Source organism: Streptomyces sp. NPDC043870 (assembly GCF_056435785.1).
In genome coordinates this window covers 38,683-53,219 of sequence record NZ_JBWKDT010000008.1, presented here as the reverse complement: position 1 = coordinate 53,219, position 14,537 = coordinate 38,683, and the positions used below count along the sequence as shown (strand labels likewise).

Sequence of the window (14,537 nt, the reverse complement as noted above, 5' to 3'; positions counted from 1 at the left end):
GGATGTTCGTGGCTCCCGACCCCGGGCGGGTGCGGCTGCGGATCTCCGCGCGGGCCGTGCTCGGCGTCGCTGCGGCGGTCGCCGCGGCCGAGCTGGCCGGACTCTCCCTCACCGCCTCCATCACGGGAGGCCTCGCCGCACTCCTGGCGCTCTTCACCGTCGCCGACCCGACCGTCCGGCGGCAGACCGTCACCACGGCCCTGCTGCCGGCCGTCGGCTTCCCCACCCTCGCGCTCGCGACGACCCTGCACGGCGTACCGCTGCTGCGGGACGCGTCCTGGCTCGCCGTGGTCTTCCTCGGGGTGTACGCGCGGCGCTGGGGCCCGCGCGGACACGCGCTGGGGATCTTCGCGTTCATGATGTTCTTCACCACCCAGTTCCTGCACGCGGTCCCCGCGCAGTTGCCGGAGCTGTACGGCGCGGTGGCGCTCGCCCTCGCCACGTGCTCGGGAGTCCGCTTCGGGGCGTGGTGCATCGAGCGCCGTACGCCGCCGCCCGCCGCGCCCACCCCACTGCCCGGCAGGGGGCTGGCCCGCCTCACCACACGACAGGCCTTCCAGACCACCCTGGCCTGCGGTGTCGCGCTCGCCGTTGGCCAGCTGCTGTCCCAGGAACGCTGGTACTGGGCCGTCGGCACCGCCTGGTGGATCTTTGTGAACACCGCCTCGCGCGGCGAGACCCTCGTCCGCGGCTTCCGGCGGGTGGTCGGCACCGTCACGGGCATCGCGGCAGGACTGCTCGTCGCGATCCCGCTCGGCGGCGCGCCCGGGCCCACCGCAGCGCTCGTCGCCGTCTGCGTCTTCGGCATCTTCTACACCGCCGCACTCTCCTACAGCTGGATGATGTTCTTCGTCACCGTCATGGCAGGACTGCTGTACGGACTGCTCGGCGTGCTCCACCCCGGGTTGCTGCTGCTCCGCTTCGAGGAGACGGCGGTGGGGGCCCTGGGCGCCGTGCTCGGCGTCGCCCTCGTCCTCCCCGTCACCACGCACACCGCGACCAATGCCTGGATCCGCCGCGCCGTGCGCTGCGTGCACGAGTGCACCACGGTCGCGATGCGACGGCTGGCCGGGGACGCCGGCGCCGACCCGGCGCCGCACGCCGCCGAGCTGGAACTGCTCCTTGCCCGGGTACGGATGTCGCTCGCGCCGCTCGTCCACCCGCTGAGCCCGCTGCGCGCCCGCAAGGCACGTGCCCGGCAGGTGCTCGCGCTGCTCGACGACTGCGCCCGAGAGGTGCGCGGACTGGCCGCTGTCGCCGCCGACCCGTACGCCTCCCACGACGCGCGCCTGGCCGCCGCCTGCTGGCGCGTCGAGGCCGCCGTGCACGCGCTGGAGTCGCCGGACGCCGAGCCGGCCCAGGCGCATTCGGACACCGCCGTGCCGGATCCGAAGCACCATCCGGGCGCCGAGGCCGCGCTCACTCATCTGCACGGGCTCGAGAGGGCGCTCTCGGGCCTCGCCACACCGCTGCGGACGTCCCCGCGCGCCCCGCTGGTCTCCGCCTGAGCACGCTTGCGGCACGTACGAGCGCGCTTGTACGGCAATCGGGGCCGGCTTGTACGGCAATCCGGGTCGGCTCGTACAGCAACCCGTGTCCGCCCGTACAGCAACCCGGCGAGGCCCCTGCATGCGGCTTACCGCAGCGTGACGGATATGGCACGGTGGGTCGTATCACGGTCAACCAGGCACGTGCACTTGGCACTTACCGGGTGGACCAGTCCCCGTTCGGGGTAGTCCGCTCGGCATCCACCGTCCCCTTCACCACCCGGGGTGCGCATCATGCGGAAGTACCGTCGAAGAGCCGCCGCACACAAGAACCGTCCGTCACGTGCCGAGCCTTCCGGCGATCAGAAGGCCCGGGCGGAGCAGCCTGATCCGCCCGCGCAATGCCCGGTGGGCCACCACGGGCCGCCGGGTCACCCCCCGCTCCGCCCCGCGCCGGGCGACACGGCCCGACTGCGGCTGGAGGCCGAGGAGTTCCTGCGGCTGTACCACCAGGAGGGGGCCGGGGCGGGCGATCCGGGCCCCCGGATAGCCGCGGTGCACGCCGAGATCGACGCGACGGGTACGTACCGGCACACCGCCGCCGAACTCGCCCACGGGGCACGCGTCGCCTGGCGCAACAGCAACCGCTGCATCGGCAGGCTCTACTGGCGTTCGCTGCGCGTGCGGGACCGCCGTGACATCCGCGATGCCGACACCATCGCCGTCGAGGCCGCCGCCCATCTGCGCGAAGCGACCAACGGCGGCCGGATCAGACCCGTCATCACGGTCTTCGCACCCGACGCACCGGACCACCCCGGCCCCCGCATCTGGAACGAACAGCTGGTGCGGTACGCGGGTTACGCCGACGGGCGCGGCGGATGCACCGGCGATCCGCGCAACACCGGACTCACGTCGTACGCCGCGCGCCTGGGCTGGCCCGGGGGCCCGGGCACGCACTTCGACCTGTTGCCGCTGGTGATCCAGGGCAGCGACGACAAACCTCGCTGGTTCACGCTGCCCGACGACGCCGTGCTGGAAGTCGCCGTGCGCCACCCCGACGACGACTGGCACGCCGCCCTCGGCCTGCGCTGGCACGCCGTACCCGCCATCGCCAACATGTGCCTGGAGATAGGCGGGATCTGCTATCCGGCGGCCCCCTTCAACGGCTGGTACATGGGCACCGAGATCGGCGCCCGCAATCTCGCCGACACCGACCGCTACGACCTGCTGCCGGTCGTCGCCGACCGGCTCGGTCTGGACACCTCCACCGACCGCACCCTCTGGAAGGACCGGGCACTGGTCGAACTCAACCGGGCCGTCCTGCACTCCTTCGACCGCGCCGGAGTGACCGTCACCGACCACCACACCGAGTCGTGCCGCTTCCTCGCCCATCTCGACCAGGAGGAGAGCAAGGGACGCCGGGTGGGCGCCGACTGGTCCTGGATCGTTCCGCCGATCTCCGGCTCCGCCACACCGGTCTTCCACCGTACGTACGACACCGCGGAGTTGAAGCCGGCCTTCGTGCACCATCCGGAGGCGCTGGCGCGGGCCCGTGGCGAGGACACGGGGTTGGTCTAGACCGCGCCTGCTACCGTCGGCCGGGCAGCGAACAGGCCGACGGCAGAGGAGGAGCGCAGTGGGCGGTACGAGCGCCGGACGGGCATTCATCGGATCGTTCACGTCGGCGGGCGGGCGCGGGATCATCACGACCGCCGTGGACGGTGACACCGGGGCCCTGACGGGGACCGCCGTGACGGACGCCGTCGCCGATCCGTCGTACCTGGCGCTCGGCGTCGCGGAGAGCGGTCCGGTCCTCTACGCGGTCTCCGAGACCGCGGAGGGAGCCGTCGCGGCATTCGACATCGCGGGTGAGGGGCCGCCCCGGCTCATCGGCGCGCCCGTGCCGGTGTGCGGGGCGGGCCCCACCCATCTCGCCCTCGCCGCAGGCCATCTGCTCACCGCCAACTACACCTCGGGCAGCGTCAGCGCGCTCCCCGTCGGCCCCGGCGGAGAGCCGGGGGCCGCCACCCGTGTCCTGCGGCACGAGGGCCGGGGCCCGCACCCGGAGCGGCAGCGCGGCCCCCACGCCCACCAGGTGCTCCCCGATCCCACCGGGCGCTGGATCCTCAGCGTCGACCTCGGCACCGACTCGGTGCGCGTCTGTGAACTCGACGCCGGCACAAGGGAGCTGACCCTGCGTGGTGAGACCGCGCTGCGGCCCGGCACGGGACCGCGCCAGCTCGCCTTCCACCCCGCCGGAGGCCATGCGTACGTCCTCGGAGAACTGGAGCCGACGCTGACCGTCTGCCGCTGGGACCCGGACACGGGCACGCTCGAGCCGCTCGGCGAGACCGCGGTGCTGCCCGGCGGGTTCGAGGACCCGAGCTTCGCCTCGGCGGTGGCCGTGGCCCACGACGGCCGGTTCCTGTGGGTCGCCAACCGAGGTCATGACTCCCTCGCGGTGCTCGCGCTCGAGGCGAGCGGTGCGAGCGCCGGGCTGGTCACCACCGTGCCCTGCGGCGGCCACTGGCCACGCGACCTCGCCCTCGATCCCACGGGAACGCGTCTGTACGCCGCGAACGAGCGCTCCGGGGACGTCACCTGGTTCGACATCGACGAGAAGACCGGGGTGCCGCGCAGGGCGGGCTCGATCGAGGCCCCGGCGGCATCCTGCGTGGTCTTCGCCTGATGGTGTGCGCCTCGTCGCGCACGAGCTCAGAACGCACGAGCTCAGCACGCACGAGCTCAGCACGAACAAGCGCAGCACGAACAAGCTCAGCAGGTACGCGCTCAGCGCGCGTACGAGCTCAGCACGCACGAAAGGGCCCGCGCCTCTCGGCGCAGGCCCTTTCCGTCTGTGCGGACGCGGAGGCGGAGCCGGTCAGTGGGACTGAGCTCCCTGCGGCTGCGGCGTGATGCCGAGCGCGGTCGTGTACTTGGCGAGCACCAGCTTCCCGATCGCCGGGTACGCGCCCAGCGGCTCGGCCGCGGCGCAGCCCGCCTCCGCCGCGGCGGCCTCCAGCAGGCCCTCCGGCAGCTCGGGGCCGACCAGGTACGGAGCCAGCGCGAGCTGTCCGGAACCGGATGCGCGCAGCTCCTCGGCGGTCGCGGCGATCGCACCCTCCTGGTCCAGCGCGGCGGCCATCACCGGCACGGCGAGCCGCGCGGCCAGCAGCATCCCGGTGATCCCCGCGGCCTGGACGGCCTCGTCGCCACCGACCGTGGCCAGCACGATGCCGTCGGCGGCCGTGGCGACGGTGAACAGCCGGGCGCGGTCGGCGCGCGCCAGACCGGCCTCCGACAGCCGTACGTGCAGGGCCTCGGCGAGCAGGGGGTGCGGGCCGAGGACATCGGTCAGCTCAGCGGTCGTGCGGCTGTCCATGACGGCCTGACGGATCCGCCGGGTCAGGGCGGCGTCCGGGCCGGCCAGCAGCGGAACCACGACGGAGGCGGGGCCCACGGGCTCCGCGACCTCACGGCCCGCGGACTTGGCCAGCTCGTACCGTTCGGTGCGCAGCGCGGCAGCCTGGGCGAGCACGCTCCCCAGCGTGGGGTACTCGGCGTCGTCACCGTCGACGTAGCCGATCGCGGCCTCGAGGCCGGGCAGCTCGGAACGGGCGATGCTGACGACTTCCTCGGCAAGGCCGCGTATCGCAGAGGTCGGGGTGCCGGGCACAGCGAGAACGAGCGCGGGCGCGCCCTCGGGGGCCGCCACGGGCTCCGGGCGGCGGTGCCGCCCGGGCTGGCGGGGTCGCGGCATTCGTACAGGCAGGCCGGATGCGGGCCCAGTGGGGGAGCTCATGGCGCCGCATGCTACTGGTTTTGTCGTCGTCGCTGTTCGGGGAGGGGGCGGTCGAGCGCTGTCTGTCCGTATTTATCCGATGAGTTCGTTAATTGCTGCCTGTCCCGGTCTGATCCGAGGGTGGAGTCGCCAGACGGAGCATGCGCGGATCCGTCGGCAGCGTCAGCGATCCGGTCGCGAGCGCGGCGGCGAGTGTCAGCGAGCCGGCCAGCGGATCGCCGGCCGGGGACACCGGCCGGGCATGCGGAAGTTGCCGTGCGAGGGCGTCCCGCAGTGGTACGACAAGGGGGTCGCCCATCGCGAACAGGCCACCGGTCAGGGCGACTTCGCACTCTCCGGCCGACGCCGGCGGGCAGACGGCTGCGGCCGCCGCCGCGATGTGGTCCGCGGCGTCGGCGAGGATGCTTCCGGCGACCGGATCGTCCGCCGCGCAGCGTGAGACCTCCGGGGCGAACGAGGCCAGCAGTGCCGGCCGGTCGGAGCGGGGGTAGAGCAGTCCCGGCAGCTCCTCCGCCGGGCCGAACACCGCCTCGAGCCGGGCCAGCAGCGCGGCCGAACCGCCCGTGCGCCCGTCATGGGCGCGCATCGCCGCTTCCAGGCCCGCGCGGCCGATCCAGGCTCCGCCGCCGCAGTCGCCGAGCAGATGACCCCAGCCGTCCGCACGGCGCCAGCTCGTCAGATCCGTACCCAGCGCGATCATGCCCGTGCCGGCCGCGACGACCACGCCGGGACGCTGGCCGAGCGCGCCCGCGTACGCGGTCACGGCATCGGCGGCGAGCGCCACGCTGCGCACCCCGAAGGCCGCCTCCAGCGCGCCGGGCAGCACGGCACGCAGCTCGTCCCCGAGCGTCACCATGCCGGCGGCCCCGACCGCGACGGCGACGAGCCCGGACGGACCCGGTTCCCCGCCCGTGCCGCCGGCGCCCGAGGCAGGGGCAGAACCGCCGTCGAGAGGCGGCGCCGAGGCGGCGACGGCCGACGGAGGGGTGCCGGTCACGCCGGCCCGCTCGAGCAGCCCTCGTGCCATCGGCAGCAGCTGCTCCAGCAGATGCGCGGCGTCGATGCCGCCGGGCCCGGTGCGAACCGGCTCCCGCGACGCGGTCGCCGTGGCGGCGGCCGGCGCTCCGGCCGGCGCCACGGCGACCCGCAGGCCGGAGCCACCGGAGTCGACGCCGAGCACCCACCCGCCCGGCGTCCCGCCGACGGTCACGCGAGCCGCCAGTCGACCGGCTGCGCCCCCTGGCGGGCCAGCAGGTCGTTCGCCCTGCTGAACGGGCGCGAGCCGAAGAAGCCACGGTCCGCCGACATGGGCGAGGGATGGGCGGACTCGATCGCGGGCAGCTCGCCGAGCAGCGGCCGCAGATTGCGCGCGTCACGCCCCCACAGCACCGACACCATCGGCTTGCCACGGGCGACCAGGGCCCGGATGGCCTGCTCGGTCACTTCCTCCCAGCCCTTGCCACGGTGCGCGGCCGGCTTACGGGGAGCCGTCGTCAGCGCCCTGTTGAGCAGCAGCACCCCCTGCCGGGTCCACGGTGTGAGATCACCGTTGGAGGGCCTGGGCAGTCCGAGGTCCGTGTGCATCTCCCGGAAGATGTTCTCCAGGCTGCCCGGCAGCGGCCGCACCTCGGGCGCCACCGAGAAGCTCAGCCCCACGGCGTGCCCTGGGGTCGGATACGGATCCTGGCCGACGATCAGGACGCGCACCTCGTCGAACGGTTGCTGGAAGGCGCGCAGTACATGCGCTCCCGCCGGCAGATACGTGCGCCCTGCAGCGATCTCCGCGCGGAGGAAGTCGCCCATCGCGGTGATGCGTTCGGCCACCGGCGCGAGGGCATCCGCCCAGCCCGGCTCTACGATCTCTTTCAAAGGTCGTGCTGCCACGGGGCGTCACTCTACTGGTGCAGCGAGTGGTGCGATCAATCCACTGTCAACCGGCCCTCAGCCGAGGGTCGTCGCCCGGACGCACAGGACATCCGGCAGATGGGAGGCGAGCTGCTGCCAGCTGTCCCCGTCGTCCGCGCTCGCGTACACCTCACCGTTCCTGTTGCCGAAGTACACCCCTGCCGGGTCGGCGTCGTCGGTGCACATCGCGTCGCGCAGCACCGTGCCGTAGTGGTCGCCCTCGGGAAGTCCGGCCGCGAGAGGCTCCCAGCTCGCGCCCGCGTCGCTCGTACGGTAGACGCGGCATCGGCGTCCGGCCGGGACGCGGTCCGCGTCGGCGTTGATGGGGAAGACGTAGGCCACATCCGCGCGGTGCGGATGCGCGGCGACGGCGAAGCCGAAGTCGGACGGCAGGCCCTTGCCGATGTCGGTCCACTCGGCGCCCGCGTCGTCGCTCCGGTACACCCCCCAGTGGTTCTGGAGGTACAGCCGGTCCAGATCGCCCGCGTCCTGCGCGATCTTGTGGACGCACTGGCCGAACTCGGGGTGCGGATCGGGCAGGAACACCGCCGACACGCCCTGGTTGGAGGGATTCCAGCTGGCGCCGCCGTCGCGGCTGCGGAACACCCCGGCGGTGGACACGGCGACCGTCACGGAGTCCGCGTCCCGGCGGTCGGTGACCACGGTGTGCACGGCCTCACCGCCGCCGCCCGGCACCCACTTCGACCGGGTGGGGTGCTCCCACAGCGGTCGCACCAGCTCGAAGGTCTCCCCGGCGTCCTCGGAGCGGAAGAGCGCGGCCGGCTCGGTCCCCGCGTACACCACGTCCGGGGCGGCGGGACCCGCAGGGTGCAGCTGCCAGACCCGCTCCAGGGACGCTCCGGTGTCCTTCGGGAACTTGACCGCGGGCTTCGCCGGCTCGGTCCAGGTCGCCCCCAGGTCGTCGGAGTGGAACACGGACGGACCCCAGTGGGAGCTGTCGCCGCCGACGAGCAGCCGTGGCGTGTCGCGGCGTTTGTCGATCCCCATCGAGTACACCGCCTGCGCGTTGAAGTGCGGGCCGTCGAAGTCCCACCGGCCGCCGCGCCTGCGGCCGATGAAGAGCCCTTTACGAGTGCCTACTGCGAGAAGTACGTCGGTCATCGCCGACACCTCCAGGACGCCGTTGTCACGGATACGGGCCAGTCTGCACCCGACCACTGACAGTGGCCCATGGATCGGGACCGACGCGCTGTCGCCGCGCCGGCGTGGGTGCGTAGCACGCACCTGCCCGGGCCGGCGCCGTTGCCGGGCCGACAGCCGTCCACGGCGGCCTGCCCGTGTCCGTACCTGTGCCCGTACGTGTGCCCGTAGCTGTGCCCGGACCGTCATGCGCCCGTCCGACCGAGCGGTGGTACTTCTCCGGGATCCGGACGCGGCCGCCGAGCTCGTGCGCCGCCTGCGGCGCCCACGACGGGCTGTGCAGGCACTCGCGGCCCAGCAGTGGTGCGTCGTCCTCACCGTCGGAGACGGTCTTCTCGGCCTGCCCCGCCTCGGTGATCAGCCCGACCGCCGCCGCCGGCAGACCCGTCTCGGCCCTGACCCGGGCGGCGAAGGGCACGTCTCAGGGCCGGGTGGCGGTCGCCCCCTGCTGTAGCAGTCCGCCTTCTTCCAGTCGGGTCGCCATGTACGTGCGCGCGGGCTTGCCGCTCGCCGTGCGGACGACGGCGCTGCGCGGGACCTCGAGCACGGTCTCCGGGGCAACGGCGAAGTCCGCGGTGACACGGGCCGCGATGCGGTCGGTGTCGACATGCCGGCCCCGTTCCGGTACGACCACGACGGCGAACGAGGCGCCGTACGGGAGGGCGACACACTCCGCGACGCCCGGTTCCGCCCCCGCTACCTCTTCCACGTCCGCGGCGAAGACGTTCGTGCCGTTGACGGAGACGCGGTCGCCGCGGCGACCGCTGAGGTAGAGCCGGCCCGCGTCGAGGTAGCCCAGGTCGCCGGTGTCAAACCACGTGGTGCGGTGGTCGGTGGCGCCGTCGTACCCGTTGAACAGCGTGTCACCGCGCAGCTGTACCCGGCCGGTCTCCGCCTCCGGGCAGTCGCGTCCGGACTCGTCCACGACGCGCAAGTCGAGGCCGGGCACAGCGGTGCCGAGGCAGGCGGTGGTGACCGGGCCCCGGGTGCGGAAGCCGGTCGCGAGGTCCGTGAAGCGGTGTGTGGTGGCCATCAGGACCGCTTCGGCGAGGCCGTAGCAGAACACCAGCGCCGACGGACCGAAGCCCCACGGGGCGGTCGCCTCGAGGAAGGTGTCGACCGATGCGCGCCGGATGGGTTCCGCGCCGCAGTAGACGGTGCTCCAGGCCCGGAACAGTCCCGGGTCCGGCTTCTCCCTCTCGGCGGCTTCCGAGATCCGGGCCGCCAGGTAGCGCAGCATGAAGTCGGGGAAGGCGCTGTGGACTCGCTCGGCGTCCCGTACGAGGCGCAGGGCCGCCAAGGGCCTGCGCAGGAAGGTGCCCGGCTCCTCGACGACGAGATCGGCGCCCTGCGTCAGCGCGGTCAGCGCTCCGATCAGGCCCATGTCGTGGTGGAGCGGCAGGGCGATGATGCCGGCGTGGCCGGGCTGCATGCCGGAGACGGCACGGATGGCCTCGATGTTGCCGAGGACCGCGCGGTGACTGAGCGGGATGGGGCGGGGCATGCCGGTGGAGCCGCTCGTGTACTGGACGAACGCGATGTCCTCCGCATCCCCGGGTGCGGGCCCGGGCGCCCGCGTCGGGCGCAGTTCCAGCCCGAGTTCGTTCAGGCCGTGCCCGGAGATCCGGTAAGCGTGGCGTGCGCGCTGCTGCCGCGCCACCGCGGCCAGGTACTGCTCGACGACCGCCCCGGGCACGCGCGGTTTCACGGACACGGGGACGGCGCCCAGGTGCATCAGCCCCAGCAGGGCCAGCACGCTTTCGCGGGAGCTGCCGATACGGAGCATCACGCGGTCTCCGGGGCGCACGCCTTGTCCGGCGAAGCCGCCGGCCGCCGCCGCGACCTGCTCGGCGAACTCGGGGTACGTCAGGGTCTCCCGCCGGGCGGAGGTGCCGAAGGTGACGGTCGCGTCGGTGCGGTGGGTCTGTGCGGCGAGGGCCCCGGGCAGGGTGGTTCCGGTCGCGGCCGGAGCGTTCCCGGTCGTTCCCTGTGTGCGTTCGGTCACGCTGTTCTCCCGGGCCCGTCGAGCATCGTGTCCAGATTGACCCGGTGGACGCGCTTGGTGTGCCGGTCGAGGAGCCCCAGACGGACCCGGCCCCTGGCCACCTTGGTGCCGTCGGGCCGCTCGACGTCCTGGGCCAGGGTGAAGCTGTAGGCCGACCGTTCCGCGAGGGACGTGCGGACGACGAGGCGGCCGACCGGATCCCAGTCGACCGCCTGGAGGTAGTCCAGGTGGAGCTGGAGCACGACGGCGACCAGGGTGCCCTCGCGCGCGTCGACGCCGTGGGCGAGCCCCCACTCCCAGCGGCCGGTCTCGAGGAGCTGGACGTAGACGCTGTTGTTCAGGTGCCCGGCCCAGTCGAAGTCGTTGGGGCGCAGGGCGACTTCACAGGCGTGCTCCAGGTCGGGCGGTGTGACGGTTGTCATGAAGGGAGCCCTTCGCTCGTCGTCGGCTCGGCCAGGAGGACGACCACGGCGCCGGCCATGCCGCTGGTGTGGCTGATCGACACCTCGGCGGCGATGTTCCGCTCCTGGCACCAGCGGGCGATGTCTCCGTGCAGCCGCAGCCGGGGCTGCCCGGCGGGGCCGTGGCCGACCTCGATCTCGGGGAAGGTGCACGCGGGTGCCCCTCCCATCGAGCTGAGCGCCTTGATGAAGGCCTCCTTGGCCGACAGCAACCCCGCCAGGGACGCGTCCGGGTCGGGGCGGGAGCGGCAGTGCGACCGCTCCCCGGTGGTGAACACCGCTGCGCTATCCCGCAAGTGCAGTCTCTGCCGGAGCTCCGCGACGGACTGCAGATCGAATCCGGTCGACATCGTTCGTGCGGAGGCTGGCGAAGTAGGCACGCTTGACGTCCTCGTAGGATCGGGTCTCGATGCCGGTGACTTCACGCACCAGGGCGAACACACTGCTCAACTTCCGGGCGTGCACCGACCCCTCGTGCAGCGCGTCGTCGTCGAGGGCGAACTCGGCCTCGTCGGTCCGGACCCGCTCCCACCAGTTGACGAAGCCCTGACGCTCGGTCTGGGCCTCGCGCGTCGAGCCGAAGGTCTCGCCGCCGTCGGGCCGGATCCAGGTGTACGCCATCGACAGCACGTCCTTGACGGGGTAGACCCCGGACTCCAGCAGGGCCTTGGCGAAGGCGGCGAAGTACTGCCGGTGCTGCACCTCGTCCTTCATGATCGTGTGGAAGACGTCGTGCACGAGTTCGTCCTTGCTCGTGCGGGCCGCGTGCTGGTACGAGACACAAGCCTCGATCTCCACGCAGGCCTGCAGGATGCACACCCGGGCGTAGTTGTCGGTGGGGAACGCCCCCCGGTGCTCGACGACCTCCTCCACGTCGATCGGGTCGATGCCGGACATCTCCATCAGGCGTCCGAAGGAGACCTCGTGGTGGGCCTCCTCCTCCAGCCAGTAGCGGGCCGACCAGGCTGCGGCGATGTGCAGGACGTCGCTGCCCAGCGGGTTGGACTCGCGGATCTCGTTGGCGAGCTTGACGCCGTCCACGGCGAGCCGGATGCCGGCCGGCTGGGTGGTGAGCTCGGCGCGGGCTGCGTGCCACAGGGCGGCCTTGTCGCCCTCGCTCGGCTGCGAGAGGCGGCGGCCGTCGAAGAGTTCGTCGGACGACCAGCGGCGCTGCTCGTGGTAGCTCTGCTGGGCGCGCAGCACATCGGTGATGGTGGCTCCGGAGCGGAGTTCCCCGACGATGTCGGTCATGATCAGCATGTGTCTCGCCTTCCGTTCAGGAGGAGGTGGACGCGAGTTGTTTGCCGAGGGCCTGGACGACATCCTCCGCGGTGTGGTCGAGGGTCATCGTCGGGAGTTCGACGTCCTGGTCGAAGCCGGTGTCGGCGAGCGCGCCCGCGAACGCGTCCAGGAGGTCGATGGAGTTGATCGCGCTCGGTGAGGCGATGAGGACCGCCGACAGCGGCTGCCCGGCGAACACCTCCTCCTCCGTCAGACCGAGGCGCCGTGCGACGTGCTGCTTGAGTTCACTGAGCAAGGTGTCTCCCTGTGGCGTGTACGGGCCGGTGACTACAGGGCCGCCTCGGCGGACCAGTCGGGGGACCTGCCGAGCTGGGTCAGCGCGAGGTCCAGGGAGCCCGCGCCGGGCGCCGCGGGCAGGGCGGGGCGGAACAGCCGGTCGGGTCCGAGCCTGCGTTCGTCGTCCGGTACCCGCAGTGCGATCATGAGGGCGGCCTCGGCGGCCTCCTCGTCGAGATTCAGGGGCACGCCGAGTGTGCGGGCCACGTCCCAGCCGTGGACGACGTGGTCCAGGAAGTGGAAACCGATCGCGACCGAGGCCGGGAAGCGCCTGGTGGTGCTGATCTCGGGGAGGGTGAACTCCCGGGTGAGTATGTCCGGCCGGTCGAAGGCGTCGACGGCGGCCCGGGCAGCGGCCCGGTAAGTCGCCGACGGATCGTCACCGAGAACACCCGGCTGCCATACGGCGAGGTCGTCACCGGCTCCCGAGGCGGCCGCCGCGAAGCCGTGGTGCTGGCCCACCATGTGGGCCACGAGATCACGAAGCGTCCAGCCGGCGCACGGTGTCGGCAGGTCCCAGTCCGTCGGCGTGGCCTGCTGCACGAGGCGTACGGTCTCCAGCACAGCCGTCCGGTCGAGATTCCGGATATCCATGCGGGCCCCTTCGGTGAGTGGTTGTCCGAGAAGACAATAGCACGACCGTGCGTTCATTTTTAAGATCATGGACGAGCCGGGGCCCGTCCGGCGTTCGACGCTGTCGGTCAATCCGGGCCCTCGCGTGGCGTCGGCCTCCGAGACCTGGTGGTGGTCTTGAAGGCCGACGTTGTGCCTGCCCCGCCGGGGACCCCTGGTGCCGCTGCGTCAGGACCGCTCGGCCGCTTCGGCGGCCTGGGACTCGATGAACCGGGCCAGTCTGCGCGCCCCCTCGACGATCTGATGGGGCGTCAAGGCGCTGCAGGAGAGCCTGACCCGGCGCTCTCCGCCGGCCTCCGCGTAGAAGTCGCTCATCGGCGTCCACAGCACGCCGAAGTTCCGCGCCGAGTGTTCGAGGGCCTTGGTGTCGGCGACGAACGGGACGTCGACGACGAGGAAGAAGCCGCCCGTCGGCTCGTTCCAGCGGATGCCCAGCTCCCGCCGGCGCTCTGCGGGGAAGTGCCGCTCCAGCTCGCCGAGCAGCGTGGCCAGGTTGGTGCCGTAGTAGGCGATGGCCTCGGCGTTGGCCTCGCGCAGTCGGCAGTCGCACTCGACGAGCAGTCCGCCGATGACGGCCTGGCCGATGGCCGAGGTGTTGACCGTCGTCATGCTCTTGATCTTCGACAGCTCGTCGGCGAGCAGTGACCGTCGGCCGGAGGGGCCGACGACCTCCTGGTCGGCGACGACGTATCCGACGCGGGCGCCGGGCAGCGCGGTCTTGGCGAACGACCCCAGGTGGAGCACCCGGCGTTCGCGGTCCATCGACTTCAGGGTCGGGCGGGCGGATCCGGCGCGGACGAAGAACCCGTAGGGATCGTCCTCCAGGATCAGCAGGTCCTCCTCCGCCGCGACCTCCAGGAGCCGTTCGCGGGCGGCCACGGTCATGCTCGTGCCCGACGGGTTGGCGAAGTCCGGCACCACGTACAGGGCGCGCGGCCGTCCGCCCGCCCGACGCACCCGGCGTGCAGCGGCCCGGAACGCCTCCGGGTCCGGCCCGTCCGCACCCTCCGGCACCGGATGCGTCGTGACGTCGAGCAGGCGGGCCGCGCCGGTGATGCCGACGTAGCAGGGCGAGCTGACCAGGAGTGTGTCCTCAGGCCTGGCGAACAGCGCCCGCAGGGCGAGCAGCATCGCCTCCTGGCAGCCGGTCGTCACGACGATCGCCTCGGGGGCGACGTGGATCCCCTCGTCGTTGGCCAGAGTGCGGGCGATGAGCTCGTGGATGATGCCGTTGGTGCGTCCGTACTGGAAGAGGTGCGTGCGCACCCGCTCCTTCGACCAGCCGCGTGCGTGCTCCAGGTGGTCGGTGTACGACCGCAGGTGGCGCGCGAGGTCCGCCGTCTCGAAGGCGCCCTCGGACGGCCTGCCGGGAGCGAAGGAGAGCGCCTCGGGGAAGCGGGCGACGACCTCGTTGAGGAAGTTCATCGCGTCGAGCACCGGATCGGTCAGCGAGGCGTGCAGGTCCTCAAGGGCAAGCGCCGGGGAGGCGATGGTGTCCGTCATCG

The 14,537-nt window shown here is 72.5% G+C and carries 14 protein-coding genes and 1 pseudogene; 3 read left to right on the top strand and 12 right to left on the bottom strand.

The features are described from left to right. Positions 1–2: 2 nt before the first annotated feature. From AC0699_RS12960 to AC0699_RS12950, 3 genes are all read left to right on the top strand, one after another. Positions 3–1,508 carry an FUSC family protein gene (locus AC0699_RS12960; RefSeq protein ID WP_478659551.1) on the top strand — a complete coding sequence of 502 codons (1,506 nt, stop codon included), beginning with the start codon at positions 3–5 and terminating at the stop codon, positions 1,506–1,508. A gap of 273 nt (positions 1,509–1,781) precedes the next feature. Then, positions 1,782–3,065: a nitric oxide synthase oxygenase gene (locus AC0699_RS12955; protein ID WP_478659211.1), complete on the top strand. Its 1,284-nt coding sequence runs from the start codon at positions 1,782–1,784 to the stop codon at positions 3,063–3,065. Positions 3,066–3,123: 58 nt separating this feature from the next. Next, a complete protein-coding gene (locus AC0699_RS12950; protein WP_478659209.1) occupies positions 3,124–4,176 on the top strand; it encodes a lactonase family protein in 1,053 nt (350 codons plus the stop codon). A gap of 192 nt (positions 4,177–4,368) precedes the next feature. Here the strand turns inward: AC0699_RS12950 and AC0699_RS12945 are convergent, their stop codons facing one another. The 12 genes and pseudogenes from AC0699_RS12945 to AC0699_RS12890 form a co-directional block, all read right to left on the bottom strand. Then, positions 4,369–5,289, bottom strand: coding sequence for a sirohydrochlorin chelatase (locus AC0699_RS12945; RefSeq protein WP_478659207.1), 921 nt, complete (start codon positions 5,287–5,289; stop codon positions 4,369–4,371). Positions 5,290–5,377: 88 nt separating this feature from the next. Beyond that, positions 5,378–6,499 (bottom strand): N-acetylglucosamine kinase, encoded by a 1,122-nt coding sequence (locus tag AC0699_RS12940; protein ID WP_478659205.1) that lies wholly within the window; start codon positions 6,497–6,499, stop codon positions 5,378–5,380. Continuing rightward, positions 6,496–7,173 carry a uracil-DNA glycosylase gene (locus tag AC0699_RS12935; protein WP_478659203.1) on the bottom strand — a complete coding sequence of 226 codons (678 nt, stop codon included), beginning with the start codon at positions 7,171–7,173 and terminating at the stop codon, positions 6,496–6,498. Before AC0699_RS12935 ends, AC0699_RS12940 begins: the two co-directional genes overlap by 4 nt. Positions 7,174–7,230: 57 nt before the next feature. Beyond that, positions 7,231–8,316, bottom strand: coding sequence for a WD40/YVTN/BNR-like repeat-containing protein (locus AC0699_RS12930; protein ID WP_478659201.1), 1,086 nt, complete (start codon positions 8,314–8,316; stop codon positions 7,231–7,233). Positions 8,317–8,554: 238 nt separating this feature from the next. After that, a pseudogene (locus AC0699_RS12925) lies at positions 8,555–8,773 on the bottom strand (NADH:flavin oxidoreductase/NADH oxidase); the annotation flags it as partial. A gap of 3 nt (positions 8,774–8,776) precedes the next feature. Beyond that, positions 8,777–10,360 carry an AMP-binding protein gene (locus tag AC0699_RS12920; protein WP_478659199.1) on the bottom strand — a complete coding sequence of 528 codons (1,584 nt, stop codon included), beginning with the start codon at positions 10,358–10,360 and terminating at the stop codon, positions 8,777–8,779. Then, positions 10,357–10,782, bottom strand: coding sequence for an acyl-CoA thioesterase (locus AC0699_RS12915; RefSeq protein ID WP_478659197.1), 426 nt, complete (start codon positions 10,780–10,782; stop codon positions 10,357–10,359). Before AC0699_RS12915 ends, AC0699_RS12920 begins: the two co-directional genes overlap by 4 nt. After that, on the bottom strand, positions 10,779–11,171 hold the full coding sequence (locus AC0699_RS12910; RefSeq protein WP_478659195.1) for a holo-ACP synthase: 393 nt from the start codon (positions 11,169–11,171) through the stop codon (positions 10,779–10,781). Before AC0699_RS12910 ends, AC0699_RS12915 begins: the two co-directional genes overlap by 4 nt. Further along, positions 11,107–12,081: a ferritin family protein gene (locus AC0699_RS12905; protein WP_478659193.1), complete on the bottom strand. Its 975-nt coding sequence runs from the start codon at positions 12,079–12,081 to the stop codon at positions 11,107–11,109. Before AC0699_RS12905 ends, AC0699_RS12910 begins: the two co-directional genes overlap by 65 nt. Positions 12,082–12,097: 16 nt before the next feature. Then, a complete protein-coding gene (locus AC0699_RS12900; protein WP_478659191.1) occupies positions 12,098–12,358 on the bottom strand; it encodes a hypothetical protein in 261 nt (86 codons plus the stop codon). 32 nt (positions 12,359–12,390) lie between these two features. After that, positions 12,391–12,993, bottom strand: a complete 603-nt coding sequence (locus AC0699_RS12895; protein ID WP_478659189.1) for a TIGR03086 family metal-binding protein — start codon at positions 12,991–12,993, stop codon at positions 12,391–12,393. A 207-nt stretch (positions 12,994–13,200) separates the two neighbouring features. Then, positions 13,201–14,535, bottom strand: a complete 1,335-nt coding sequence (locus AC0699_RS12890; protein ID WP_478659187.1) for an aminotransferase-like domain-containing protein — start codon at positions 14,533–14,535, stop codon at positions 13,201–13,203. Positions 14,536–14,537: the final 2 nt, after the last annotated feature.